General features: G+C 55.0%; 24 protein-coding genes. 14 read left to right on the top strand and 10 right to left on the bottom strand.

The window, feature by feature from the left end; genetic code table 11:
- Positions 1-53: 53 nt before the first annotated feature.
- On the top strand, positions 54-977 hold the full coding sequence (locus tag ACR0EO_RS04535; protein ID WP_480687419.1) for a hydrogen peroxide-inducible genes activator: 924 nt from the start codon (positions 54-56) through the stop codon (positions 975-977).
- Positions 978-1,023: 46 nt separating this feature from the next.
- On the opposite strand, the gene ACR0EO_RS04530 is transcribed toward ACR0EO_RS04535, so the two are convergent.
- Positions 1,024-1,572: a redoxin family protein gene (locus tag ACR0EO_RS04530; RefSeq protein WP_480687417.1), complete on the bottom strand. Its 549-nt coding sequence runs from the start codon at positions 1,570-1,572 to the stop codon at positions 1,024-1,026.
- A gap of 262 nt (positions 1,573-1,834) precedes the next feature.
- On the opposite strand from ACR0EO_RS04530, the gene lipA reads away from it, so the two are divergent.
- Positions 1,835-2,785: a lipoyl synthase gene (gene lipA / locus ACR0EO_RS04525; protein ID WP_480687415.1), complete on the top strand. Its 951-nt coding sequence runs from the start codon at positions 1,835-1,837 to the stop codon at positions 2,783-2,785.
- Entirely contained in the window at positions 2,782-3,924 is a 1,143-nt protein-coding gene (locus tag ACR0EO_RS04520) for an amidohydrolase (protein WP_480687413.1), read from the top strand. The genes lipA and ACR0EO_RS04520 overlap by 4 nt, the downstream gene beginning before the upstream one ends.
- A gap of 27 nt (positions 3,925-3,951) precedes the next feature.
- On the opposite strand, the gene hpt is transcribed toward ACR0EO_RS04520, so the two are convergent.
- Positions 3,952-4,494 (bottom strand): hypoxanthine phosphoribosyltransferase, encoded by a 543-nt coding sequence (gene hpt / locus ACR0EO_RS04515; RefSeq protein WP_480687411.1) that lies wholly within the window; start codon positions 4,492-4,494, stop codon positions 3,952-3,954.
- A 71-nt stretch (positions 4,495-4,565) separates the two neighbouring features.
- Here hpt and ACR0EO_RS04510 point away from each other — a divergent pair, with 71 nt between their 5' ends.
- On the top strand, positions 4,566-5,012 hold the full coding sequence (locus ACR0EO_RS04510) for a type II toxin-antitoxin system RatA family toxin (RefSeq protein WP_480688230.1): 447 nt from the start codon (positions 4,566-4,568) through the stop codon (positions 5,010-5,012).
- 37 nt (positions 5,013-5,049) lie between these two features.
- The gene (locus tag ACR0EO_RS04505; protein WP_480687409.1) at positions 5,050-6,345 is read left to right on the top strand and encodes an MmgE/PrpD family protein; all 1,296 of its coding nucleotides are present in this window, start codon (positions 5,050-5,052) and stop codon (positions 6,343-6,345) included.
- Here the strand turns inward: ACR0EO_RS04505 and pyrC are convergent.
- Entirely contained in the window at positions 6,342-7,379 is a 1,038-nt protein-coding gene (pyrC, locus tag ACR0EO_RS04500) for a dihydroorotase (RefSeq protein WP_480687407.1), read from the bottom strand. The two genes, ACR0EO_RS04505 and pyrC, sit on opposite strands and share 4 nt — an antisense overlap.
- Positions 7,380-7,514: 135 nt before the next feature.
- Here pyrC and ACR0EO_RS04495 point away from each other — a divergent pair, with 135 nt between their 5' ends.
- Together ACR0EO_RS04495 and ACR0EO_RS04490 are read left to right on the top strand one after the other, a co-directional pair.
- On the top strand, positions 7,515-8,423 hold the full coding sequence (locus ACR0EO_RS04495) for an AAA family ATPase (RefSeq protein WP_480687405.1): 909 nt from the start codon (positions 7,515-7,517) through the stop codon (positions 8,421-8,423).
- A complete protein-coding gene (locus ACR0EO_RS04490; protein ID WP_480687403.1) occupies positions 8,423-9,679 on the top strand; it encodes a vWA domain-containing protein in 1,257 nt (418 codons plus the stop codon). The genes ACR0EO_RS04495 and ACR0EO_RS04490 overlap by 1 nt, the downstream gene beginning before the upstream one ends.
- A gap of 3 nt (positions 9,680-9,682) precedes the next feature.
- Here ACR0EO_RS04490 and ACR0EO_RS04485 read toward each other — a convergent pair whose 3' ends face one another.
- On the bottom strand, positions 9,683-10,183 hold the full coding sequence (locus ACR0EO_RS04485) for a hypothetical protein (RefSeq protein WP_480687401.1): 501 nt from the start codon (positions 10,181-10,183) through the stop codon (positions 9,683-9,685).
- A gap of 235 nt (positions 10,184-10,418) precedes the next feature.
- On the opposite strand from ACR0EO_RS04485, the gene ACR0EO_RS04480 reads away from it, so the two are divergent.
- The 5 genes from ACR0EO_RS04480 to ACR0EO_RS04460 all read left to right on the top strand — a co-directional run bounded on the left by ACR0EO_RS04480 (position 10,419) and on the right by ACR0EO_RS04460 (position 16,351).
- Positions 10,419-11,387: an XdhC family protein gene (locus tag ACR0EO_RS04480; RefSeq protein ID WP_480687399.1), complete on the top strand. Its 969-nt coding sequence runs from the start codon at positions 10,419-10,421 to the stop codon at positions 11,385-11,387.
- Positions 11,384-12,385, top strand: coding sequence for a molybdopterin-binding protein (locus tag ACR0EO_RS04475; RefSeq protein ID WP_480687397.1), 1,002 nt, complete (start codon positions 11,384-11,386; stop codon positions 12,383-12,385). Before ACR0EO_RS04480 ends, ACR0EO_RS04475 begins: the two co-directional genes overlap by 4 nt.
- A gap of 151 nt (positions 12,386-12,536) precedes the next feature.
- Complete coding sequence (locus ACR0EO_RS04470) at positions 12,537-13,022, top strand: (2Fe-2S)-binding protein (RefSeq protein WP_480687395.1); 486 nt, start codon at positions 12,537-12,539, stop codon at positions 13,020-13,022.
- Between the two features lie 82 nt (positions 13,023-13,104).
- Positions 13,105-15,465 carry a xanthine dehydrogenase family protein molybdopterin-binding subunit gene (locus tag ACR0EO_RS04465; protein ID WP_480687393.1) on the top strand — a complete coding sequence of 787 codons (2,361 nt, stop codon included), beginning with the start codon at positions 13,105-13,107 and terminating at the stop codon, positions 15,463-15,465.
- 94 nt (positions 15,466-15,559) lie between these two features.
- Positions 15,560-16,351, top strand: coding sequence for an FAD binding domain-containing protein (locus tag ACR0EO_RS04460; protein WP_480687391.1), 792 nt, complete (start codon positions 15,560-15,562; stop codon positions 16,349-16,351).
- A 41-nt stretch (positions 16,352-16,392) separates the two neighbouring features.
- Here the strand turns inward: ACR0EO_RS04460 and ACR0EO_RS04455 are convergent, their stop codons facing one another.
- Positions 16,393-17,238, bottom strand: a complete 846-nt coding sequence (locus ACR0EO_RS04455; RefSeq protein ID WP_480687389.1) for a MurR/RpiR family transcriptional regulator — start codon at positions 17,236-17,238, stop codon at positions 16,393-16,395.
- A gap of 140 nt (positions 17,239-17,378) precedes the next feature.
- Here ACR0EO_RS04455 and ACR0EO_RS04450 point away from each other — a divergent pair, with 140 nt between their 5' ends.
- Together ACR0EO_RS04450 and ACR0EO_RS04445 are read left to right on the top strand one after the other, a co-directional pair.
- A complete protein-coding gene (locus tag ACR0EO_RS04450) occupies positions 17,379-18,158 on the top strand; it encodes a beta-keto acid cleavage family enzyme (RefSeq protein ID WP_480687387.1) in 780 nt (259 codons plus the stop codon).
- Positions 18,155-19,471 carry an aspartate aminotransferase family protein gene (locus ACR0EO_RS04445; protein WP_480687385.1) on the top strand — a complete coding sequence of 439 codons (1,317 nt, stop codon included), beginning with the start codon at positions 18,155-18,157 and terminating at the stop codon, positions 19,469-19,471. Before ACR0EO_RS04450 ends, ACR0EO_RS04445 begins: the two co-directional genes overlap by 4 nt.
- A 75-nt stretch (positions 19,472-19,546) precedes the next feature.
- Here ACR0EO_RS04445 and infC read toward each other — a convergent pair whose 3' ends face one another.
- The 5 genes from infC to ACR0EO_RS04420 form a co-directional block, all read right to left on the bottom strand.
- Entirely contained in the window at positions 19,547-20,008 is a 462-nt protein-coding gene (infC, locus tag ACR0EO_RS04440) for a translation initiation factor IF-3 (RefSeq protein WP_480688228.1), read from the bottom strand.
- A gap of 243 nt (positions 20,009-20,251) precedes the next feature.
- Positions 20,252-21,085 (bottom strand): ferredoxin--NADP reductase, encoded by an 834-nt coding sequence (locus ACR0EO_RS04435; RefSeq protein WP_480688226.1) that lies wholly within the window; start codon positions 21,083-21,085, stop codon positions 20,252-20,254.
- 108 nt (positions 21,086-21,193) lie between these two features.
- Positions 21,194-21,601: a DUF934 domain-containing protein gene (locus tag ACR0EO_RS04430; protein ID WP_480687383.1), complete on the bottom strand. Its 408-nt coding sequence runs from the start codon at positions 21,599-21,601 to the stop codon at positions 21,194-21,196.
- On the bottom strand, positions 21,598-22,359 hold the full coding sequence (locus ACR0EO_RS04425) for a phosphoadenylyl-sulfate reductase (protein ID WP_480687381.1): 762 nt from the start codon (positions 22,357-22,359) through the stop codon (positions 21,598-21,600). The genes ACR0EO_RS04430 and ACR0EO_RS04425 overlap by 4 nt, the downstream gene beginning before the upstream one ends.
- Complete coding sequence (locus ACR0EO_RS04420) at positions 22,349-24,013, bottom strand: nitrite/sulfite reductase (RefSeq protein WP_480687379.1); 1,665 nt, start codon at positions 24,011-24,013, stop codon at positions 22,349-22,351. The genes ACR0EO_RS04425 and ACR0EO_RS04420 overlap by 11 nt, the downstream gene beginning before the upstream one ends.
- Positions 24,014-24,077 lie beyond the last annotated feature (64 nt).

The raw sequence follows: 24,077 nt of genomic DNA, 5'->3' as shown, positions 1-24,077 counted from the left end.
ACAGGGTTATAAGTTTTTGTTGCGGTTCTGGGTGCAACTGATAATCTATAGTTATGAATTTTACCCTCAGACAGCTGCAATATTTCAACGCCGTTGCCGAACAACGTAACTTTGGTCGGGCCGCTCAGGTTTGCAATGTTTCGCAACCGGCGTTGTCGGTTCAAGTCAAAGCTTTGGAGGGGGTCTTGGGCGGCCCCCTGTTTGAGCGGCAGGCTCGCGATATACTCCTTACCCCTTTAGGGAGAGATGTTTTGGACTATGCCCGGCAGGTGCTTGGTTCTGCTGACCGGTTAGATCAATTTGCCAGGGATCGGTCTGGTGGACACAGGTCCTTGTCTATCGGCATAATTCCAACAATTGCGCCCTATCTGTTGCCCGGAGTTTTGGCCGGCCTGCGGGCCTCGGACGTTTCTTTGCGAGTCCAAATTCGTGAGGCCCGGACAGAGCGTTTGCTGACAATGTTGCGAGCCGGAGAAATCGACGCCGGTGTTGTGGCGCTGCCTTCAGGCGGGAGTGAATTGTACGAGCTGCCGCTTTTCGAGGACCGCTTTCTATTGGCGGGCAGTCAAGTACGGTTAGACAGGTTGGCTTCGAATCTCGAGTCGTTACGCCCTTTGGACTTACAAACCACTCAATTGATGCTTTTGGATGATGGTCATTGCTTAACCGACCAAGCGCTCGAAGTATGTGGTCAGGACAGAAGCAGTGGATTGATCAATATGGGCGCTTCGTCTTTGGCCACACTGTCCAGGTTGGTTGCCGAGGGTTTCGGGCTAACGTTGATACCGGAACTTGCTGCGCAAGCAGAATCAGACGCGGTTCCCGGATTGAAGCTTTCCCGGTTTACAGCTCCTCAGCCTGCTCGGACGGTAGGGCTTGTTCGAAGGTCTTCGACTGTCGGTGAGGATTGGTTTGACCATCTGGCCGACGTCATTCGGCAGGTTGGTGAAGAAATAGTTTCAGCGACCCGCGTATAAAAAAGCCCGCCGGTGGCGGGCTTTCGGTTGTGTCAATACAACGGACTTAAGCCAGTGCAGGTTCTTTGGCTTCGTCCAGGTACTTTTTCAGGTTTTCGGGCGAGGACACGCCATAGGGATCTTCTGGGCAGTTATCCATCAGGCCGGGCTCTTCGAACCAAGCTTCGACAACACCATCTTTAATGATGGCTGCATAACGCCAAGAACGCATGCCAAAACCAAGGTTGTCCTTGTCTACCAGCATGCCCATTTTACGAGTGAATTCACCCGATCCATCCGGAATGACTTTGACGTTTTTCAGGCCTTGGTCCTGCGCCCATTTGTTCATAACAAAGCTGTCGTTAACGGACATGCAGTAGATATCGTCGATTCCCTGATCTTGGAAGTCCGCATAGCCGTTTTCGAAGCCGGGCAGTTGGTAGGTCGAGCAGGTCGGTGTGAACGCACCCGGAAGCGAGAACAGGATCACCCGTTTACCAGCAAAGTAGTCGGCTGTTGTTTTATCTTCCCAGCGGAACGGGTTTGGGCCTTCGATAGCCTCATCGCGAACGCGCGTGTGAAAAGTGACGTTCGGCAGGTTGGCGCCAGTTTTCATGCTCAAACTCCTGTGATTCATTTGTGAACTAGCCGTGAGTTAAAACAGTTCTAAATCGCCTTCAATGAAAGATTTTCCGCAGATGCAAATTTAAATTTTGGCTCGAAAGACGTTGAAAATTAATTCGTATTTTGTGATTTATCTGTCGTTATTCCGCATTTGCGAGGTGCGCTATCATGGCTGCTATGCATGGGTGGTGTAGTTAGCTCGGTATGTTTATGTTAGTCGAAAGCAAATTGACCCAAAGTCAGGAAAGCCAGCTGTGCGTGATCTGAAGATCCCCGAACAACGACACCCCGAAAAAGCGCATCGTCAAGACAATGCGCAACCCAAGAAACCTAACTGGATTCGGGTAAAGGCGCCTGGCGGTAAGGGGTATGCGGACACGCGTAAGATTATGCGTGACAACAACCTCGTCACCGTGTGCGAAGAAGCCGGTTGTCCGAACGTTGGTGAATGCTGGAGCCAGGGTCACGCCACAATGATGATCATGGGTGAGATTTGCACCCGTGGTTGCACTTTCTGTAACATCGCGACTGGTCGGCCGGATAGCCTTGACGCATTTGAGCCAGGTCGCGTGGCGCACGCTGTCCAGAAGTTGGGTCTGAACCACGTTGTCATCACATCGGTTGACCGGGATGATCTGACAGATGGCGGGGCCGAGCATTTCGCTCAGACAATTCGCGCAGTGCGTCATCGTTCTCCTAAAACGACGATCGAGATATTGACGCCAGACTTCCTTAAATGCGACCCCTCGGTCCTTGAGGTGGTAGTCGAGGCTAAGCCGGACGTGTTCAACCACAATCTTGAAACGGTTCCTGGTCTTTACCCCGAGGTGCGCCCCGGTGCGCGTTACTTCCATTCTTTGCGCCTGCTGCAACGAGTGAAAGAGTTGGACCCGTCGATCTTTACCAAATCCGGTATCATGGTTGGATTGGGTGAGGACGAACAGCAAGTGCGTCAGGTTATGGACGACATGCGTGCTGCAGACATCGATTTCCTTACAATTGGTCAGTATCTACAGCCAACGCCCAAGCATCACGGCGTAGATCGTTTTGTTACACCGGAAGAGTTTGCGTCTTATGAAAAGGCTGCGTTTGGTAAGGGCTTCCTGATGGTATCTGCAACACCTCTGACCCGGTCATCGTATCACGCGGGTGACGACTTCGCCCGGCTGCGTGAAGCTCGCCAGAAAAAGCTGGAACAAGGGTGACACCCGAAGCGCTTGCGCGGCTTACCCGCCTGCGCCACGAACTACACCAATACCCAGAGCTGTCTGGTCAAGAGCGTAATACTGCTGCGCGCGTGGCCGAGGAGTTAAAGGCCTTCGGAGCTGATTGTGTCGTCACCGGGGTAGGTGGGTACGGGGTAGCTGCGGTTTTTGACAGCGGGCAGGTTGGCCCAACTGTAGCTATCAGGTGTGAACTGGATGGGCTTCCGATTGAAGAGCTTTCCGGAGTTCCCTACACGTCGAGCGTTGCCGGAAAGGGCCACTTGTGTGGGCATGACGGGCATATGGTCATGGCTCTGGCTGTTGCCGAGGAAGTTTCACAAATCAAACCGGCAAAAGGCCGAGTTGTATTGATTTTTCAACCCGCCGAAGAAACTGGGCAAGGAGCGATTGCATTTCGCGCCGATCCTAAGTTCTCTGAATTTGCGCCAGATTATGTGTTTTCCCTTCACAATCTACCCGGGATTGAATTGGGAAAGGTTTTGCTTTGCCAGGGCTCAGCAAATTGTGCTTCGCGCGGCATGAAAGTTGTCCTTACGGGCAAAACGTCCCATGCGGCAGAGCCTCAGGACGGAGTTTCACCTGCCGGAGCGCTGTCGTTGCTGATGTCTCAGCTTGCCGGGCTTGGAAAAGGTGGCGATCTAACTGCTGATTTTGCTTTGACCACGGTGACCCACGCCAGCTTGGGTGAGGCGACCTTTGGTGTGGCTCCTGGCCATGCCGAATTATGGGTCACTCTTAGAACCGTGGCGGATGCCCGTATGCAGACTCTCGTCTCCGAGGCTGAGGCTTTGGTGGCTGCCGCGGCTGCTAAGCATGATTTGTTGTATGACATCTCCTTCAATGATGTCTTTCAGGCCTGTGAGAATGAGCCAGAAGCAGTTGAGGTTTTGACTCATGCCTGCGCAGAGACGGCTGTGCGCTGTGAGCTTACACCAATACCGCAGAAGTTTTCAGAAGACTTCGGACAATTCAGTAAAGGTGCCAAAACGGCCATGTTCTGGCTAGGGGCTGGCAAGGATCACCCGCAGTTGCATAACCCGGACTATGATTTTCCTGACGCTTTGATCCCGGTCGGTTCCGGGATCTTTCTGGCCGCGATTCGTCAGGTGTTGAGCTGACTCTCGGCTCACCTGCAAAAGGTTTGGTTAGTCCTCGACAAACCGGACCTTGCCGATAAATGGCAAGTTACGATTGCGCTGTGCGTAGTCGATACCGTAGCCGACCACAAATTCATCCGGGATTTCAAAACCGATCCAATCAGACCGAAAATCCACTTCACGCCGGCTGGGTTTGTCGAGCAGGGCAATGGACTTAAGTCGCGTGGGTTTTCTGCTGCGCAACAGGTTGGTCACGTGGTTCAGAGTGTGGCCGGTGTCGACAATGTCTTCGACAACCAGAACATCCCGACCTTCAATAGCGCCTCGCAAGTCTTTGAGAATACGTACTTCTCGACTGCTCTCCATTGAGTCTCCGTAGGAAGACGCCTCTAGGAAATCCACTTCGATGGGTAGATCAAGTTCACGTACGAGATCCGCGATAAAGACGAAGCTGCCGCGCAAAAGGCCAACGACGACAAGTTTGTCAGTGTCACCGAATTCCGATGTGATTTCCCTGCATAGTTCTTCGATCCGGGCGGCGATCGCCTTGGCTGAGATCATCTCATCTATCACATATGCACGGTCGCTCATCGCTGCCCCCTTGATCTTTGGCGCGCAACATACGACATGACGCGCCATTGTCACCTGTAAATACGGACGCCATGCCTACTCATTCGGAAACTCGCCACCTGCCTTACACAGCTCAACAGATGTATGATCTGGTTGCTGACGTGGCGAAGTATCCTGAGTTTCTGCCTTGGTGCGCCGCGGCCAGAATACGCCGCAGCTACGCTGCAGGAGAGGCGCAGGTGATGGAAGCGGACTTGATCATCTCGTTCAAAGTATTCCGTGAGCGCTTTGGCAGCCGAGTGACCCTGTTTCCGGATCAAAAGAAGATTGACACGGAGTACCTGGACGGACCGTTCAAATACATGAAGTCCGACTGGCAATTTAAGGATGCGGCCGAAGGTGGTTGCAACGTCTCGTTTCACGTGGACTTCGAATTTAAGAACGCGATATTGCAAGGCATCATTGGGGTTGTGTTCAACGAAGCGATGCACCGGATCGTACAAGCCTTCGAGACACGCGCCTCGGATCTGTACAGCTAAGCCTTTACCGTCAACGACCGCGCGTTAGACTGCGCGCATGAGTGATTTTACCAAATCTTTGGCCGGCTTTGCTGCTGGCCCTGTCTCAACAACGATGCAAACGCGTGTTGTTACGTCCTTGTCCGTTCTGGACTGGATAGCCGTGGGGCGCGCCGGGGTAGATGAACCGGTATCGCAAGCGGTTAAAGGCCTCGTTCTTGGAGAGGGCGGAACCGAACAAGCTCATCTCTTTGGAGGAGGTGCGGCGCCTTTGCGCGGGGCTGCATTGGTGAACGGGACAGTATCCCATGCACTTGACTACGATGACACTCATTTTGCCCATATCGGCCACCCGTCTGTTGCGATACTTCCTGCTGCGTTAGCTTTAAGTGAGTGGGATGACCGTATCCTCGTTGATTTTCTCGAAGCAGCGCTTGTCGGGATGGAGATTTCTATCCGCGTGGGTCTTTGGCTGGGTCGCAATCACTACCAGGCAGGCTTTCATCAAACAGCCACTGCGGGAGCGTTTGGTTCCGCTGCCGCTGCAGGTCGTTTGCTTGGATTCAGCGAAGAGCAAATGCGAAAGGTGCTGGGGCTGACGGCGACTCGGGCAGCCGGGCTCAAGGCGCAATTTGGAACGATGGGAAAACCGTATAATGCAGGTTTGGCCGCTTCAGCTGGGGTGGAGGCTGCTCTTCTAATTGCAAACGGCTTTGAGCCCAACATGGATGCGTTAGAGGGGCCATTCGGGTTTGGCGCGACGCATAAGGGCGAAGAGGACGCGCAGACTGCCCTCGTTGGATTGGGCGACGAATGGATGTTCGAAAACGTAAGCCATAAGTTTCACGCCTGTTGCCATGGTCTCCATGCAGCGTTGGAGGCTGCGCGTGATTTGGATATTGCGGAACCCGAAGTGGCTGAGATCCGGATAAAAACACATCCACGCTGGATGAGTGTGTGCAATCAAATGTCACCAACAACTGGACTAGGAGCCAAGTTTTCATACCGCACGGTTATAGCAATGCAGGCCCTTGGCTATGATACCGCTTTACCGTCGAGCTATACGGAAAAGGTCTGTTCTGACCCACGCCTCCAATCATTGCGGGACCGCATCTCAGTTGAGGCGGATGAGGAGCTATCCGAAACGCAGGCCCATTTGACACTGCTACGCCGCGATGGCGCTCGGCGCGAGGCTACTCATGATCTGATGGCGCCCATAACACTTTCGGATCGCGAGGACCGCGTGCGTGGTAAGGCCGCTAAGTTGATCGGAATGGAAGATGCGGACGCGATCTGGTCGATGTTGCGTACCGGTGGCCGCGCCCGCGATTTGTCAAAGATGCTTGAGCGTTAGACTACACGCCAATGCAGTGGGAAACCTGGATCGAAAACGGTGACCGGGCCGTCGTCGGACTCGATCTTATCTGGGTACTGTACCGGCTCACCCTTGTTTAGGGTGATCGTATCCTCATTCACCGGCAGTCCATAAAACGCGGGGCCGTTCAGAGAGACAAAGCCCTCCATTTTGTCCAGCGCACCTTCACGTTCGAACACCTCGGCAACCAAAGACATAGTGTTTGTCGCCGTGAAACACCCGGCGCATCCACAGGCCATCTCTTTATTGGCATCGGTATGGGGCGCGCTGTCGGTGCCTAGGAAATACCGTGCGTCGCCTGAAGTCGCTGCGGCCACAAGGGCTAGACGATGCTCTTCTCGTTTGGCAACGGGCAGGCAGTAATAGTGCGGTTTGATGCCGCCAACCAGAATGTGGTTTCGGTTGATGATCAAGTGATGCGCAGTGATCGTGGCACCAAGATCAGTTTCGTTGGCTTTCACATAATCAACACCGTTAGCCGTTGTGATGTGCTCCATCACGACACGAAGACCCGGAGTCGACTTTCGGATCGGATCCAGAACGCGGTCGATGAACACGGCTTCTCGGTCAAAGATGTCGATTTCAGAATCGGTGACTTCGCCATGCACACACATGGGCAGTCCGATCTCGGCCATTTTTTCCAGCACCGGACGAACCTTATCGAAATCTCGAACACCGGATGCTGAATTAGTGGTTGCACCAGCGGGGTAGAGTTTCACCGCCTTGACCAAACCACTTGCATGCGCGGCGGCAACATCCTCGGCGTCGGTATCTTCGGTTAGGTACAGCGTCATCAACGGCTCGAACGACATGCCTTCGGGTAGGGCGGACATGATGCGGTCGCGATACGCGGCAGCCTGATCGCCACGCACGACGGGCGGGACCAAGTTCGGCATGATAATTGCGCGTGCAAAATGGCGCGCGGTTTCGGGCAGGACGGCTTGCAACATCGCGCCATCGCGCAGGTGCAAATGCCAATCGTCGGGGCGGCGGATCGTGATGCTATCGGTCATGGCGCATCGGCTATCACACGGGCCGTCTACGGAAAAGACCTTGTCAACGCACCGGAACGTCGTAGGTCACCAAAGGAGATGGCCTTGACGCGCGAGTATTGCCGTGACCTGTTGTGGCGAGGGAGAAAATAGTAAATGACACAGCCAAATTCTATCGATGCAGTTCAGACAATGCTTGGATCGCAGGGTTATGTCTGTGGACGTGCTCTGGCCACAGTGGTTTTTCTTTCACTTAAACTCGGTCGCCCTTTGTTTTTGGAAGGTGAGGCCGGGGTCGGCAAAACAGAGATTGCCAAAGCACTGGCTGCCGGCCTGAATCGACGTCTGATCCGATTGCAGTGTTATGAAGGGCTGGATGCGTCCTCTGCGGTTTATGAATGGAATTTCCCAGCCCAAATGGTGGCTATCCGTACAGCCGAAGCATCAGGTGGCGCAGATCGTGGCGCATTGCAGACGGAATTGTTTTCGGATGAATATTTGATTGAGCGCCCCTTGCTGCAAGCGATGCGCCCAGATGAAAACGGTGCGCCTGTTCTTTTGATTGATGAGCTTGACCGAACCGATGAACCTTTCGAAGCGTTTTTGCTTGAGGCGCTTAGTGATTTTCAGGTGACCATTCCTGAACTCGGTACAGTAAAGGCACCCGAACCCCCAATCGTTATCGTCACCTCCAACCGCACGCGCGAGGTGCATGATGCATTGAAACGTAGGTGCCTTTATCATTGGGTCGACTACCCCGATTTTGAGCGTGAAATCGAAATCCTGCACGCCCGCGCCCCAGAGGCGGCCGAGGCGCTTAGCCGAGAAGTTGTCGCGTTTGTTCAACATCTTCGCACTGAGGATTTGTTCAAAAAACCTGGGGTTGCCGAAACGATTGATTGGGCCAAATGCCTGCTGGCATTGGATGTGATCAATCTGAGTCCCGAGGTTATCGGTGATACTTTGGGTGCAATCCTGAAATACCAGGACGATATTCAAAAGTTACAGGGATCCGAGGCGAAGAGAATTCTGGACCAAGCCAAAGCTTCGCTAGAACCGGTTTGATGGCAGAACAGCTTACACTGGATATTCCCGATAGCCCGAAGTTGGCGCAGAACATAACGCACTTTGCGCGTGCGCTTCGTAAAGCTGGGTTGCCGATTGGGACGGGCCGGGTTGTGGACGCAATTCGTGCGGTTCAGGCTGCAGGGTTCACTGAAAAGCGTGATTTCTATTGGACACTGCACGCTTGTTTTGTGAACCGCCCCGAGCACAGAACGGTTTTCGCGCAGGTTTTCCGGATGTACTGGCGCGATCCACGTTACATGGAGCACATGATGTCCATGATGCTTCCGGCAATCCGTGGAGTTCAGGAGGAACGTAAGGCGGATGCTGCGGAAAAACGGGCGGCCGAAGCGTTGTTGGATGGTGTCGAGCGGGACCTTCCGTTGACGTCCGATTCCGAAGAAGAAACTGAGCTTGAAATCGACGCTTCGCAAACCGCATCTTCAGAGGAGCGCTTGCGTAGTCTGGACTTTGAACAGATGAGCACCGACGAAATAGCACTGGCCAAACGTGTGCTGACGCGGATGTCCTTGCCGGTAAAACCAATAGAATCTCGTCGTGGGCAAGCGAGCCATTTGGGACACCGGATTGACAGAGCTCGAACCTTACGTGCTGCGATGCGTCAAGGCGGAGAACTGCGCGATATCGCGCGCCTGACGCCAAAACCGCGTTGGCCCAATCTTGTCGTGCTTTGTGACATTTCGGGTTCGATGAGCCAGTACAGCCGTATCATTCTTCATTTCCTGCATACAGTTTCCAACGCGAAGGGGGCCGGATGGGCCAAGGTCCATGCCTTCACCTTCGGGACGCGCCTGACCAACATCACTCGTCATCTAAAACAACGTGATGTCGATGCGGCTTTGGCCGCAGCAGGGGCAGAGGCGCAGGATTGGGAAGGCGGCACGCGGATCGGAGAGTGCCTGCATGCGTTCAACCGGGATTGGTCTCGTCGTGTAATGGGGCAGGGTGCTGTCGTGCTATTGATCTCTGATGGGCTGGATCGAGGTGATCCAGAGGCATTGGGAAAAGAGATGGAGCGCCTGCACCTGTCATCTCGACGTTTGATTTGGTTGAATCCGTTGCTGCGGTGGGATGGGTTTGCCCCCAAAGCGCAGGGTGTTGCGGCTATGCTGCCGCATGTAGACAGCTTTCGCGCAGGGCATTCGATTGCGTCATTGGCAGATCTTGCCGCCGTCATCTCGAAACCCGACGACGTGGGTGAGAAAGCGCGGCTTATGACCGCGCTTTCAGACTGAGTATCAGCCCAGTTGTTCTTCGTTGCACTTGCGTGCCATTTCCATGGCTTTGTAAGTGCCCGTCAGGTCAACAGTGAAGGCAAATTCCTTCTCGGGGAAAACGACCATAACCTGTTGCTTTGCAATATCTTCCGCGAACTGCGGGTCGTCTGACAGAACATAGCCGCCGGAGTACCCTTTGGTGATGTTGCCCTTCATACCAGTGGCTTCACCTAGATACACGTTGTCGCCCAAGAGGATCGCAACAGCTTCGGTTTCACCGCGCTTGATATCAGTCTCGGCCTTGGTAAAGACGCCAACATAGCCAACGCCACGGTCTTCAGTCAGACCCATTTGAACAACGTTTTCCGCGTCATCCACTGCCTCGATAAGGCAAGATTTCTTGTCTTGATCAATGAAGACCTTCCAGCCCTCAACCTCACCGTAACGGAGGAAGGAATCTGCCATAGCAGCGGTCGATGTTAAAAGGCCGATCGCCATTCCGAGTGTAACAATGCGTTTCAACTCACTGTCTCCCTTGTGAAAATATAATATGCGTATGCTGGAATGCAGCAGTTGCGGGTGTAGGCTAGAATCAGGCTATCTGACAATCAATCCCTTGCATGTGACTGCGATTTCTCGGCTTGATTGCGCCGAAAGGCTTGTGTTTACAGCCGCTTCCAATTGGTTGTTGGCGAAGGGTCACTTTTCATCCCGTCAAACCTGCTTATGTTGGGATAGAACATATGGGGAGGGCGCAATGGACAGATTCGACAACAGCCCTGAGACTGCGCTGGATTGGCACAAAGGCGGTAAGCCAACCGCGTTGGCGACCGTTGTTGAGACGTGGGGAAGCGCGCCGCGCCGCGTAGGTGCACAGCTTGTGATTGGTGGCGACGGTCGCATTGAAGGCTCGGTTTCGGGTGGTTGTGTAGAAGGCGCGGTCGTGGTCGAGGCGCTTGAGGCAATCGACGAGGGCGAAGCGCGCCTGCTTGAGTTCGGTGTGAGCGACGAAGATGCCTTTGCCGTTGGTTTGGCGTGCGGCGGCACGATCCGAGTTTTGGTTGAACCCGTCGGAGTCGTCCTTCCCGAACAGATGTTGCAAGAACTGGTGGATGCCCGAGCAAAGCGTCAACCGGTGGCTTATGAGGTGAATATCGAAACGGGGCACAGGGCATTGCGTCGGAACACCTATCCAGATCGATTGCGCATGGATCGATCCGGCTTTGAGGAAGATGGACAGACCTTTGTCGGGGTGCATAACCCACCGTTGAGGTTGATCATCGTAGGCGCGGTTCACATTGCCCAAGCACTGGTGCCTATGGCGAGAATAGCAGGTTACGACCCGGCAATTGTCGACCCTCGCGATGCGTTTGCGTCGAATGCCCGTTTTCCGGGCGAGACGATCCTGACGGATTGGCCCGATGAAGCCGTAACAAAACTGGGAATGGATTCGCGCACCGCAGTAGTTCTTTTGACGCATGATCCCAAACTGGATGACCCGGCATTGGAAGCAGCTTTGAAAGCAGGGGTGTTTTACATTGGTGCACTGGGATCGACCCGCACTCATTCAAAACGAGTAACCAGGATGAAAGAAGCAGGCTTTACTGAAGATCAGATATCCCAGATCCACGGCCCGATTGGCTTGGATATTGGCGCTGCTGGTCCTGCTGAAATCGCGGTTGCCATTCTGGCACAAATGACCGCTGTTTTGCGGGGTAAAGCGTGAAGTTCGGCCCCATCCCGGTTGACCAAGCTGCCGGAACGATACTGGCCCACTCGGTACAAGTCGGTGAGACCAAGTTGCGCAAAGGCATCGTCTTGTTGCCCGAACATCAAGAGAGTTTGGTGGCCGCAGGACATGAGACCGTAACGGTCGCTCGGCTTGATCCCGGCGACTGTCATGAGGATGAAGCCGCCCGAATGCTCGCAGAAGCGCTGACACCGGATCCAGAGAGAGCGTCTCTACGAGTTACTAAGCCGTTCACGGGTCGCGTGAATTTGCTGGCGGATGAACCGGGTGTTGTCGCGTTGGACGTCGCGGCTCTTGAAGCGTTTAACCAAGTTAATCCAATGATTACCGTGGCTACCGTTCCTCAGTATCAGCAGATGACTGCTGGTGGGATGGTCGCGACGATTAAAGTCATCTCTTATGCTGTGCCCGGCGCAGACGTTCTTGCCGCGTCGAGATTGGCGGAGGATTCCATTCGTCTCGTCAGACCCGTTTATCGAAAGGCCGGGTTGATCGTCACAGATATCCCAGGTGGTCCGTCAAATGAAAAGGGTATCGCCGCCATCCGAGGTCGGGTTGAGGCATTGGGAATGGAACTGTCTGACGTCAACATCGTGCCGCACAGAACACACGAACTTGCGGTTGCGTTGAATGAAACACAGGGCGATGTGGTTATGATCTTAACGGGTTCAGCCACCTCAGACCCTTCGGATGTAGCACCCCAAGCTGTGCGGGCTGCCGGCGGGAATGTAGATCGGTTCGGCATGCCAGTCGATCCGGGTAACTTACTGTTTCTCGGCTCGCTTGGTGTGCGTCCTGTGATCGGACTGCCGGGCTGCGCGCGATCCCCGGCATTGAATGGTGCGGATTGGGTCTTGTCACGGGTGTCATGCGGCATCGAAACGACCGGCGCTGATATTGCGGCTATGGGTGTAGGTGGATTGCTCAAGGAAATTCCGACGCGACCGCAACCAAGGGCTGCACGCAAAGGGTAACGTAGGGATTATTTGCCTTCTTGCTTCAACGACATATGTCGTGAAGGCTGTCCGAAAGACCTGGCAAAAAAATCGCTAAATATTTTTGTTCTCAAACAAATTTTCCCGTGTTTAACTCGGCGCAGGGAGAGTTTCATTTTGGGAGGAACATATGACACAGGTCTCAATGACCGTGAACGGAAAATCCGTGAGCGGTGATGTCGAGGGCCGGACGTTGCTGTCTAGCTTTCTGCGTGATCACCTGTCGCTGACCGGAACCCATGTGGGCTGCGATACTGCGCAATGTGGCGCGTGCGTGGTTCACGTGAACGGAGAGGCGGTTAAGTCCTGCAACATGCTGGCACTTGAGGCGGATGGGGCCGACGTTGGCACGATCGAAGGTCAGGCAAGTCCGGATGGCTCGCTGAATGTGATCCAGCAGGCATTTCAAGACCATCACGGCCTGCAATGCGGTTTCTGTACGCCAGGTATGGTGATGAGTGCAGCGGCATTGCTCAAGGAAAACCCGCGCCCGACCGAGGCCGAGATCCGCAAGTATCTGGAAGGCAACCTTTGCCGTTGCACCGGCTACCACAACATCGTCAAGGCGATCATGGCCGCTTCGGGTCAGGATGCCAGCAGCATCGCTGCCGAATAATGCCACTGCGGGCGTATGAGGAGACGCCCGTGGGATGACATAGGGTGCATCGCTGCATCCGTTTATGGGAGGAGAACAAGCAATGCCCAAAGACAGTGGCATCGGAGCCAGTTCCAAGCGGCGCGAGGACGTACGCTTTCTGACCGGAGCGGGCAATTACACCGACGACATCAACGTACATGGCCAGGCCTATGTGCATTTTCTAAGGTCCGACATCGCGCATGGTCGGATCAAATCCGTGGACACTTCGGCGGCCGAGGGGATGCCGGGCGTGGTGAAGGTCTTTACCGGAAAAGACTTCGAGGGCGTGGGTGGGATGCCCTGCGGCTGGGAAGTGACCGACAAACATGGCGCTCCTATGCAGGAACCGCCGCACCCGATTTTGGCACAAGGCAAAGTTCGCCACGTGGGCGACCCTATTGCTGCCGTTGTGGCAGACAGCCTTGAGCAGGCCCGCGACGCGGCTGAAGCGATCGATGTAGATATCGAGGAACTGCCCGCCGTTATCGATATGAAAGCGGCCGCACAGGATGGCGCGACGCTGGTTCACGACGATTTGAAAAACAACATCTGCTATGACTGGCAGCTGGGCGAAACCGACGATGCCAAGGTCGATGAGGTTTTTGCAAATGCGGCCCATGTGACCACTCTGGATCTGGTGAACAACAGACTGGTCGCCAACCCGATGGAACCACGTGTGGCAGTCGGTGAGTACAAGCGCGGCACTGATGAGTACACGCTGTTCACCACGTCGCAAAACCCGCATGTGATCCGCCTGCTGATGTGTGCGTTTGTTCTGGGCCTGCCAGAGCACAAAGTGCGCGTTGTAGCCCCGGATGTGGGAGGCGGCTTTGGCACCAAGATCTTCCACTATGCGGAAGAGGCGTTCTGCACCTTTGCTGCCAAAGCCTGCAACCGTCCGGTCAAGTGGACGTCCAGCCGGTCCGAGGCGTTCATGTCCGATGCTCATGGTCGCGACCATGTCAGCAAGATTGAACTGGCGCTGGATGCGGACAACAACTTTATAGGCTTGCGTACTAACACTTATGCAAACCTAGGCGCTTATCTGTCGACCTTCTCCAGCTCGGTTCCGACATGGCTACACGGGACGCTGATGGCAGGTAACTACAAGACGCCGGTTATTCAGGTGAACGTGAAGGCGATGTTCACCAACACGGTGCCGGTAGATGCCTATCGCGGCGCGGGCCGCCCCGAAGCGACCTATCAGTTAGAGCGTGTCGTCGATAAAGCCGCTCGAGAATTGGGTGTTGATCCAATTGCTCTGCGTCGCCAGAACTTTATCACTCAATTCCCATACGACACTCCGGTCGCACTGACCTATGACACCGGGGATTACAACGGGACAATGGACAAGCTAGAGGCTGCCGCCGATCTGGCGGGTTTTGCCGCTCGTCGTGCCAAGAGCGAAGCGAATGGCAAACTGCGCGGTCTGGGCATCAACTGCTATATCGAGGCTTGCGGTATCGCACCGTCGAACATCGTGGGGATGCTGGGCGCGCGCGCGGGTCTCTATGATGCGGCGACCGTGCGGGTGAACGCCACCGGCTCGATCAGTGTCATGGTCGGCGCACATAGCCACGGGCAGGGGCATGAGACGGCCTTCCCGCAAGTTGTGGCGGACATGATTGGCATCGACGAGTCGATGGTCGAAATCGTGCATGGCGATACTTCGAAGATCCCGTTTGGCATGGGCACTTATGGCTCGCGTTCGCTTGCCGTTTGCGGCTCGGCTATGGTTAAGGCCACAGAGAAGGTGATCGAAAAGGCCAAGAAGATCGCGGCCCACCTGCTAGAGGCATCTGAAGCCGATATTGAGCTGAAAGACGGCCAGTTTAGCGTAGCAGGCACCGACAAGTCGGTGGCTTGGGGTGATGTGACTCTCACAGCTTATGTGCCTCACAACTACCCGCTGGAAGTTGAGCCTGGGTTGGAGGAAACCGCGTTCTATGACCCGGCAAACTTCACCTTCCCTTCGGGCGCCTATGCTTGCGAGGTTGAGGTGGATCCCGATACCGGCAAAGTCACTATCGAAGCCTTCACTGCAGCTGACGACTTTGGAAACATCGTTAACCCGATGATCGTGGATGGTCAGGTACATGGCGGCATTGGTCAGGGCATCGGTCAGGCTCTGCTAGAGAACTGCGCCTATGACGAAAACGGCCAGTTGCTGAGCGCGTCCTTCATGGACTACGCCATGCCGCGTGCTGATGATGTGCCATTCTATGGTGTAGACCACTCCAGCCAAACCCCTTGCACACATAACCCGCTGGGTGTGAAGGGCTGTGGTGAGGCTGGCGCGATAGGATCGCCTCCTGCGGTGGTCAACGCGGTCTTGGATGCGCTGAATTCGGGCGGAAAGGCAGTCGATCATATGGACATGCCCATGAGCCCATCGCGTGTTTGGGCGGCCATGAACGGTTGAGTGGAGGGGGTGGACCGGGGGGCAACCCTCGGGCCCCCGGAGAAATTCCAAAAAGATGAAGGGCAAGGGAGTGCTCTTCGGAAAGGAAGACGAAATGTACAATTTCGAGTTTGAAAAACCCTCAACCATTGCTGATGCGGTGGCCGCTTTGTCGGCTGAGGACTCGCAGGCACTGGGAGGAGGGCAGACCTTAATCCCAACGCTGAAACAGCGGCTGGCGTCGCCTTCGTCATTGGTGTCGCTAAGCGGGATCGCCGAGATGAAGGGTGTTTGTCGCGAAGACGACGGTTCAGTCGCCATTGGCGGAGCAACAACTCATGCTGCCGTCGCGTCCGAGGCTGCAGATAGCTATCCAGCATTGGCGGCACTGGCCGGGCAAATCGGCGACCCTGCTGTGCGAAATCGCGGAACGATAGGTGGCTCGATTGCCAACAACGATCCAGCAGCTTGCTATCCTGCGGGTGTTCTGGGTTCAGGGGCCACCGTTGTGACCAATACACGAGAGATCGCGGCGGACGACTTCTTTGAAGGTATGTTCACCACTTCACTTGAAGAGAGTGAGATTGTCACATCTGTCCGCTTCCCAGTGCCACTGGCTGCAAGCTACCAAAAATTCCTTCAGCCGGCCTCGCGTTTCGCTTTGGTAGGGGTGTATGTTGCGCGCTTTGCTGACGGTGTCCGCGTGGCCGTGACAGGTGCCAGTGAAGATGGCGTTTTCCGTTGGTCCGAGGCAGAGGAAGCGCTGAACAAAGAGTTCCGCGCAGATGCGTTAATGGACCTGCGCATCAACCCAGCCAACATGATCGCCGACCTGCACGGGAGCAAGGAATACCGCGCGCACCTCGTCGGCGTTATGACCAAACGCGCTGTTCAGGACTGTATGTAAAAATCTATAAGAGAAAGCCCCGGCCCGTAGCTGGGGCTTTTTCATTTGCGGCGAAGCTTTGGAACTTTGGCGGGTTGCCAGTAAGCTCCGGTGTCTTCACGTGCTTTCTGATATTCGTCCAAACGTTTCCGCGCGGCATCACCTTTTGTTTCGAACAGGTGGCCCAGTAGACACTCCAATACCGCCATTGCCCCGGTAAAGCAGGAAAAGTGGTGTAGCGTTCTGGTGCTGACAACAAACGTAACATCAGGCTCTACTCCGGGCGCTATGACATCACTGTCCGAAATCAGGATTATGCGCAGCCCTTTTTGTCGTGCAAACCGCATGGATTGAATTGTGTCGGCCGAATATGGGTGGACTGTTATAGCAAGTAAGCAATCCTGATGTTCAGCGTCTAAAAGATCATCCGTTGCTGAGCCAACGTATCTGGGAATTAACTGAATTCCAGGATGCGCCATTCGCCCGGAATATGAGAAGTAATAGGCAAGTGAATAGCTGGCCCGCGTTGCGGTGACGAAACACCTTGGGGCGGTGGAAATGAATTCAACTGCTTCCTTGGTTTGTTCTGGGTTCATTAACCGCAAAGAACGAGCTACCACATTTTGCTCGTTTTGTACCAAACGAGCTTGAGTGCGTCGGAAATCATCGCCGTCGTTGAGGGATGTCACCCAATCCTGGCCAAGATTGCTTTCTCGATCTGTGACAAGGGCGTTCCGGAAAGGGGCGCGAAAGGCGTCAAAACTGTCAAAGCCCATGCGCTGCGCCAGGCGGACGAGGACGTTAGAACTTACGCCTATTTTCTCGGCAGTGACCCGAATAGGGTTGAGCCCAAAATCACCGGGATTATCGATGATGTACTTGGCCGCAGCCTGAAGGTTTCGCGGCATATGCTCGATGTCACTTCGTAGGCTTTCCGTAAGTTCATTCGGCGTGTGTTTCATGGCATTAAAAAAACAAATGTTTTGGAAATAGCCAATAGAAAACGCAACATGTGGGTTTAGATACCTTGGAAATCCTGAGGTAGCCCATGTCCGAGACACACAGAACTAAAAAGGAAAGCCGGTTTCCCTATGTATTGGTCGCACCAAACGGTGCGCGGCGGGGGCCGCAGGACCACGCAAGGATTCCAGTCTCAACAGAAGCGATCGTCGAAACTGCGCTTGCGTGTTTCGCTGCTGGTGCAAACGGCCTCCATCTACATATCCGAGATGCGGAAGGGCGACATTCACTGGATTCTGGCCAGTACCTTGAGACAATGGCCGAACTTCGCCGTGTAGTGCCTCAAATGGATCTTCAGATCACTACAGAGGCTGCAGGCCTCTTTGATGTACCCACCCAGTTCAATTGCTTGAAGAATGTGCGCCCGGACTGGGCATCCATATCGGTTCGTGAAATTGCGCGGGAACCGGGTATGGCAGGCGATGTGTATAGCCTCTGCGCGGAACAAGGGACCAGAGTTCAACACATATTGTATGATGCAGAAGATGCCGTACAGCTGACGAAATGGCATAAGGCCGGGATTGTAAGGCCGGATCAAACGGATCGTTTGCTGGTTCTGGGGAGGTATTCCGCAAATCAGGAATCTTCGCCGCGGGATTTAGATAGGTTTCCAACTGATGCTTCAAACTGGATGGTATGCGCTTTCGGTGCGGGCGAGCACGCGTGCCTTGAATACGCTGCATCTCTTGGCGGAGACGTTCGGGTCGGTTTCGAAAATAGCCTGACCAACGGCGACACTAACACCTGGGACGATAACGCGGCGTCGGTTTCGGCGCTGATTGCCACGCTGGAAGGGGCATTGAAATGAGTCACATTTTTCCACGTCACACAAAATCCGAACTGCCCAAAGCAGCAGGAGGCGATGGCTGCTACCTAATTGACGATCAGGGCCGCAGATATCTTGACTGTGGGGATGCTGCTGTCTCTTGCCTGGGCCATTCTAACAGCGCTGTAATAAAGGCTGTGCAAGAACAGGTTGGACAAATCGCGTTCGCTCATACCGGTTTTATGACGTCTGAGCCTGCCGAAGCGTTGGCTGATTTGTTGGTTGAAAACGCACCCGGTGATTTGGACCGCGTCTATTTTGTTTCTGGCGGATCCGAGGCGACTGAGGCCGCGATAAAGTTGGCGCGTCAGTATTACTTGGAAATCGGCCAACCGGAGCGGCGGCGTGTTATCGCGCGCAGACAAAGCTACCACGGTAATACGTTGGGCGCGTTGTCAGCGGGTGGAAACGCATGGCGGAGAGCTCAGTTCGCACCGATGCTGATTGAAATGACCCATATCGCTCCGTGCTATGAGTATGCCGAAAAACAAGATGGTGAGAGTAGTTTTGACTACGGACAGCGCGTTGCAAACGAACTGGAGGCCGAAATTCTCTCGTTAGGCCCCGAGAGTGTGATGGCGTTTATCGCAGAACCAGTTGTCGGTGCTACACTGGGTGCTGTTCCGGCTGTTGAAGGGTATTTCAGGCGTATCAGAGAAATATGCGACACGTACGGTGTGCTGTTAATTTTGGACGAGGTCATGTGCGGCATGGGGCGGACGGGGCATTTGTTCGCCTGTGACTATGATCAGGTTGAGCCCGATATATTGTGCATCGCCAAGGGTTTGGGCGCCGGCTATCAGCCGATAGGGGCGATGATGTGCTCAGGCCGGATATTTGATGCAATCCGTGATGGGTCTGGTTTTTTCCAGCACGGTCACACGTATATCGGTCATCCCGTGGCTACAGCCGCCGCGCTTGCCGTCGTGCAGCAATTGACTGAACACGAACTGCCAGCTCGGGCGGGAGTGATGGGAGATCGACTGCACGCATCATTAGTAGAGGCCTTTGGTCAACACCCGCACATAGGCGATATTCGTGGTCGAGGTTTGTTCCGTGGTATTGAGTTAGTCGAGGACAGGGGAACAAAAACGCCATTCGATCCTTCGCGAGGTTTGGCTGGAAAAATCAAAAAAGCAGCCATGGCAGAGGGGTTAATCTGCTATCCAATGTCGGGCACGCGAGATGGCCGTTTGGGAGACCACATTCTGTTGGCGCCCCCATTCATTATTGAGGACACGCAAATCGACGAGTTGGTCAGCAAACTCGATAGGGCAATCTCAACCGTTCTGTGATGGTGCTGGCGCGTTGTCGAACAAAAAAGCCCCCTCAAATCGAGGGGGCTTTAATCAGTTGAATTGAAACTGACTTTATTTCTGAGGAAGAGGCCCGATCATCATGATCATCTGGCGGCCTTCCATTTTGGGCATGTTTTCAACTTTGCCCAGTTCTTTGATGTCTTCAGCTACACGTTCCAACAACTCACGACCCAAGTTCTGGTGAGCCATTTCGCGACCGCGGAAGCGCAGAGTGACTTTGACCTTGTCACCTTTTTCAAGAAACTTGACGACGTTCTTCATTTTGACGTCGTAGTCATGCGTGTCGGTGTTAGGGCGGAATTTGACCTCTTTCACCTCAATGACTTTTTGCTTCTTGCGGGCTTCGCTTTCGCGCTTTTGCTGTTCGTACTTGAACTTACCAAAGTCCATAATCTTGCAGACCGGCGGGTTCGCGTTCGGCGAAATCTCGACAAGGTCCAGGCCGGCATCGGCCGCAAGTTGCATGGCTTTGGCAGGATGAACCACCCCGACATTGTCACCATCTGCGCCAATCAGGCGGATTTCGGGGGCACGGATCTTTTCATTGACGCGCGGGCCGGTGTCTCTCTGCGGCGGCGCGTTGTGAGGTCTGCGAGCTATGGGTTCATTCCTTTGATAATTGCAGAATTTCGAGCCCGGAATTTAGACTGCCGCGCGACTTGATTCAAGCGGCATAAGCAACCGCCTGCGTGAAAATTACGGGTTTATCAGGAGTTTTTGGCGGTCGGGCCCAGAAAGACCCGACCGAAAACTCGATCAGCCGACAAAGGCCTTTTCAATCACGAATTCCTTAGGCTCGGAATTTGCACCTTCGCGCAGACCGAACTCTTCAAGGATTTCCTTGATGTCCAGGTTGAAGGCGAGTGAACCGCACACCATCGCGCGATCGGTTTCCGGCTGAATGCCACCTTCGATCCCGAGGTCCGAAAACACTGTTCCGTCTTTCAGCAGGTTGGTGATACGGCCCATCTTGGGGCTCTCTTCCCGTGTGGTCGTCGGATAGTAGCGGATCTTGTCGGCAAAGCCTTCACCGATCAACTCGGCTAGCATTTCGTCCTGACGGATGCTTTCGATCAGCTGACGGCCGTACTCAAGCTCAGCTACTTCACGGCAGGTGTGCGTGATGATGACTTCATCATAATCTTCGTATGTCTGCGGCTCACGCAGCAACGAGGCGAACGGCGCAAAGCCGGTGCCGGTTGCAAAGAACCAAAGGCGTTTGCCTGGCAGTAGAGCGTCGTGAACCAATGTGCCAACGGGCTTGGGGCGCAGGATGATCTGATGACCGGGCTTGATGTGCTGTAGCTTCGAGGTGAGCGGGCCGTCCTGCACTTTGATGGAATAGAACTCCAGCTCTTCGTCCCATGAAGGCGAGGCGATCGAATAGGCGCGCAGCAGCGGCTTGCCGTTGTCGCCCAGAAGGCCGATCATTACGAACTCGCCCGAGCGGAAACGCAGTGAGGCAGGGCGCGACACCTTGAACGAGAACAGGCTGTCGGTCCAGTGTTTGACTTCTTTTACGGTCTGCGCGTCCGGCAGAACAGGGGCCTTTACGGCGGTTGCTTCGGTCACGGGCTTCATCTCTGTCATCGTTTCACTGTCGGTTGGGTAAACCGACATCTCCGTTTAATCTTTGATCCAAGTCAGGAAAAGGGGGCAGTTGCCCCCACGTCCGATATAAAGCTGGCGATCGCGGTTTTAGCCGCGCAGGCGGGCCTGATAGCTGTGGTCTTTCCAGTTCGCGCGTGCCAGCCATTGATCTTCGGGCTGACGAGTCGCCAAAGCATCGTCAATTTCGACTTCGTCAAATCCACTGCGACGTGCCATGGCATATTGGTCGGCCAGCACATGACCTTTCGCGCGCAGACGTCCAGTAAAGCCTTTCAGGCGCAGGACGCGTGCAATTGTGAATCCGCGACCGTCCGCTGACGATGGGAAATCTACTCGCACCATCTGGGCACTACCCAGACGATCAATCAACTCATCCGGGTCAGTGTCCGAGGCCACATCCAGCGCGACCACATCATTGGCCGCGTCTTCCAGTGTGACGAAGCCGTCGGTCCAATCATCAGGGGCGAACCCTGTATCCGATACGATTACGTTCATGTTTTCTCTCCGGCGCGCACCATCTTGCCATCGACAAAATGGATACCGCATTCTTCTTTGCTCTGATCGCGCCAACGTCCGGCGCGAGGGTCTTCGCCTTCTTTAACCGGCGAGGTGCAGGGCGCACAGCCGATTGAAGGATATCCTTTAGCCACCAGCGGATGCCGGGGTAGGTTGTTTTCGTCCATATAGGCACGCACGTCTTCAGGCGCCCAATGGGCCAACGGGTTGACCTTGATCCGGCCGGTACCGTCTTCGACCTCAAAAAACTCGAGCTCAGCGCGGGTGCCGGACTGGAACCGTTTGCGGCCCGTAATCCACCCGTCATAGCCGGCAAGAGCCTTTTGCAACGGGAAGGTTTTGCGCAAGTTGCAGCACGCGTCCATATCCCGTAAGCGCAGCGCGCCATAGGGGTCTTCGCGCTGAACATCCTCATCGTCGGCCCTGATGACGTGGACGTTCTTAAGGCCCAAACGCTCGCTCACTTCTTGCTGGTATTCCAGCGTTTCAATGAACAGCATCTGGGTATCCACGAACAGCACTGGCGTCATCTTATCGACCACCGCTGCCATATGCAGAAGCACCACCGATTCCGCGCCAAAGCTTGAGACTAGAGCCAACTCTTCGATCTCTTCGATGGCGCCGTGCATAACATCGTGAGCACTGTGGTGGCGGAACCGGGTGTTCAGCGCGTTGACTGTTTCAGTCAGTTCCGCGCGGTCCTTACCCAGTTCCGTCTGGATCAGGTCAAGCGGCATTGGCCTGCGCCTCGGGGTAGAGGGCCGCTTTGAACGGCGCCATGCCTACCCGACGATAGGTCTGCAGGAATGTTTCCTCGCTGCTTTCGCGTTGGTCCAGATACGTGTCGACGATGCGTTCAACCGCAGGCACGATCTCATCATAGGCAAAGCCCGGGCCGGTACGGTCACCAATAGCCGCGTTCTCGGTGCCGTCACCACCCAGAGTGATCTGGTAGTTCTCGACGCCTGCGCGATCCAAACCCAAGATGCCGATGTGCCCCACGTGATGGTGACCACAAGCGTTGATGCAGCCCGAAATTTTGATCTTCAGGTGACCGATATCATGCTCCAGCTTCAGATCTTCAAAGCGGCTTGCGATTTCCTGAGCGACTGGGATCGAGCGAGCTGTGGCCAGCGCGCAGTAATCCATTCCGGGGCAGGCGATGATGTCGCTGATCAGGCCGATGTTGGCAGTTGCCAGTTCGTATTCCTTAAGCTTGGCGTGGATCGCGGGCAGGTCCGACTTGTGGACATGCGGCAGGATCACGTTTTGCTCATGGCTGATGCGCAGCTCGTCATAGGCGAACTCTTCGGCCAGATCAGCCATTACGCGCATCTGCTCAGCAGTCGCATCACCCGGCGTCTGGCCGTGCTTTTTGATCGAGATCGTTACGATCGCGTGGTCCGCGTTCTTGTGCGGCGCGATGTTGGTGTCCACCCACGAACGGAAGACTGGATCGTTGGTGTAGGAGCTTTCAAACGACGCAACCGAACCTTCGCGGAAGTCAGGCGCAGCGAAGTGGCCCTTGATCTCTTCCAGCAGGTTCATGTCCGCACCCTTGAACTGCGGGCGAACTTGCAAGAAGCGCTCGTTGACCTTGGCGCGGATGGTGTCAATGCCGTTTTCATGAACGGTGATCTTGATACGCGCTTTGTATTTGTTGTCGCGGCGACCGATCTGGTTCCATACGGAAACGGTGGCCTCGAGGTACGCCAGCAGGTCGTCGAACGCGACGAATTCGGACAGCTCTTTGCCGATCATGGGTGTGCGGCCCAAGCCGCCACCCACGATAACGCGGGCACCAAGAACACCGTCACGCTCGACCAATTGCAGGCCAATGTCATGCGCCTTGATCACGGCGCGGTCGTTTTCCGAGCCAGTGATGGCGATCTTGAACTTACGCGGCATGAACTGGAATTCCGGGTGGTCGGTAGACCACTGGCGCAGCAGTTCAGCATAGGGGCGCGGATCGGCGACCTCATCGGCGGCGGCGCCGGCGAAATGGTCGGCGGTCACGTTGCGGATTGTGTTGCCCGAGGTCTGAATGGCGTGCATTCCAACCTCGGCCAGCGCGTCCAGCATATCTGGCACGTCGTTCAGCTTTGGCCAGTTGTACTGGATGTTCTGACGGGTGGTGAAGTGGCCATAGCCCTTGTCCCACTTTTCAGCCAGCAGAGCCAGTTGCCGCATCTGTGCGCTGTTCAAGGTGCCATAGGGAATGGCGACCCGCAGCATGTACGCATGCAGCTGCAGGTACAGGCCGTTCATCAGGCGCAGGGGTTTGAATTCGTCTTCGGTCAGCGAGCCGTCGATACGGCGCTCAACCTGCGCACGGAACTGCGCATTACGTTCTGCCAAAAATGCTGTGTCGAACTCGGAGTAGCGATACATGATTAGCTGTCCTTAGTTGCAGCCCCGAAACCTTGGGGCCTTGAAGGGGAGAGAGAGGGCCGAG

The organism is Ruegeria sp. BE9 (assembly GCF_056538765.1).
The sequence above is the reverse complement of the archived record's forward strand: the minus strand, read 5'-3'. Positions and strand labels throughout refer to the sequence as shown.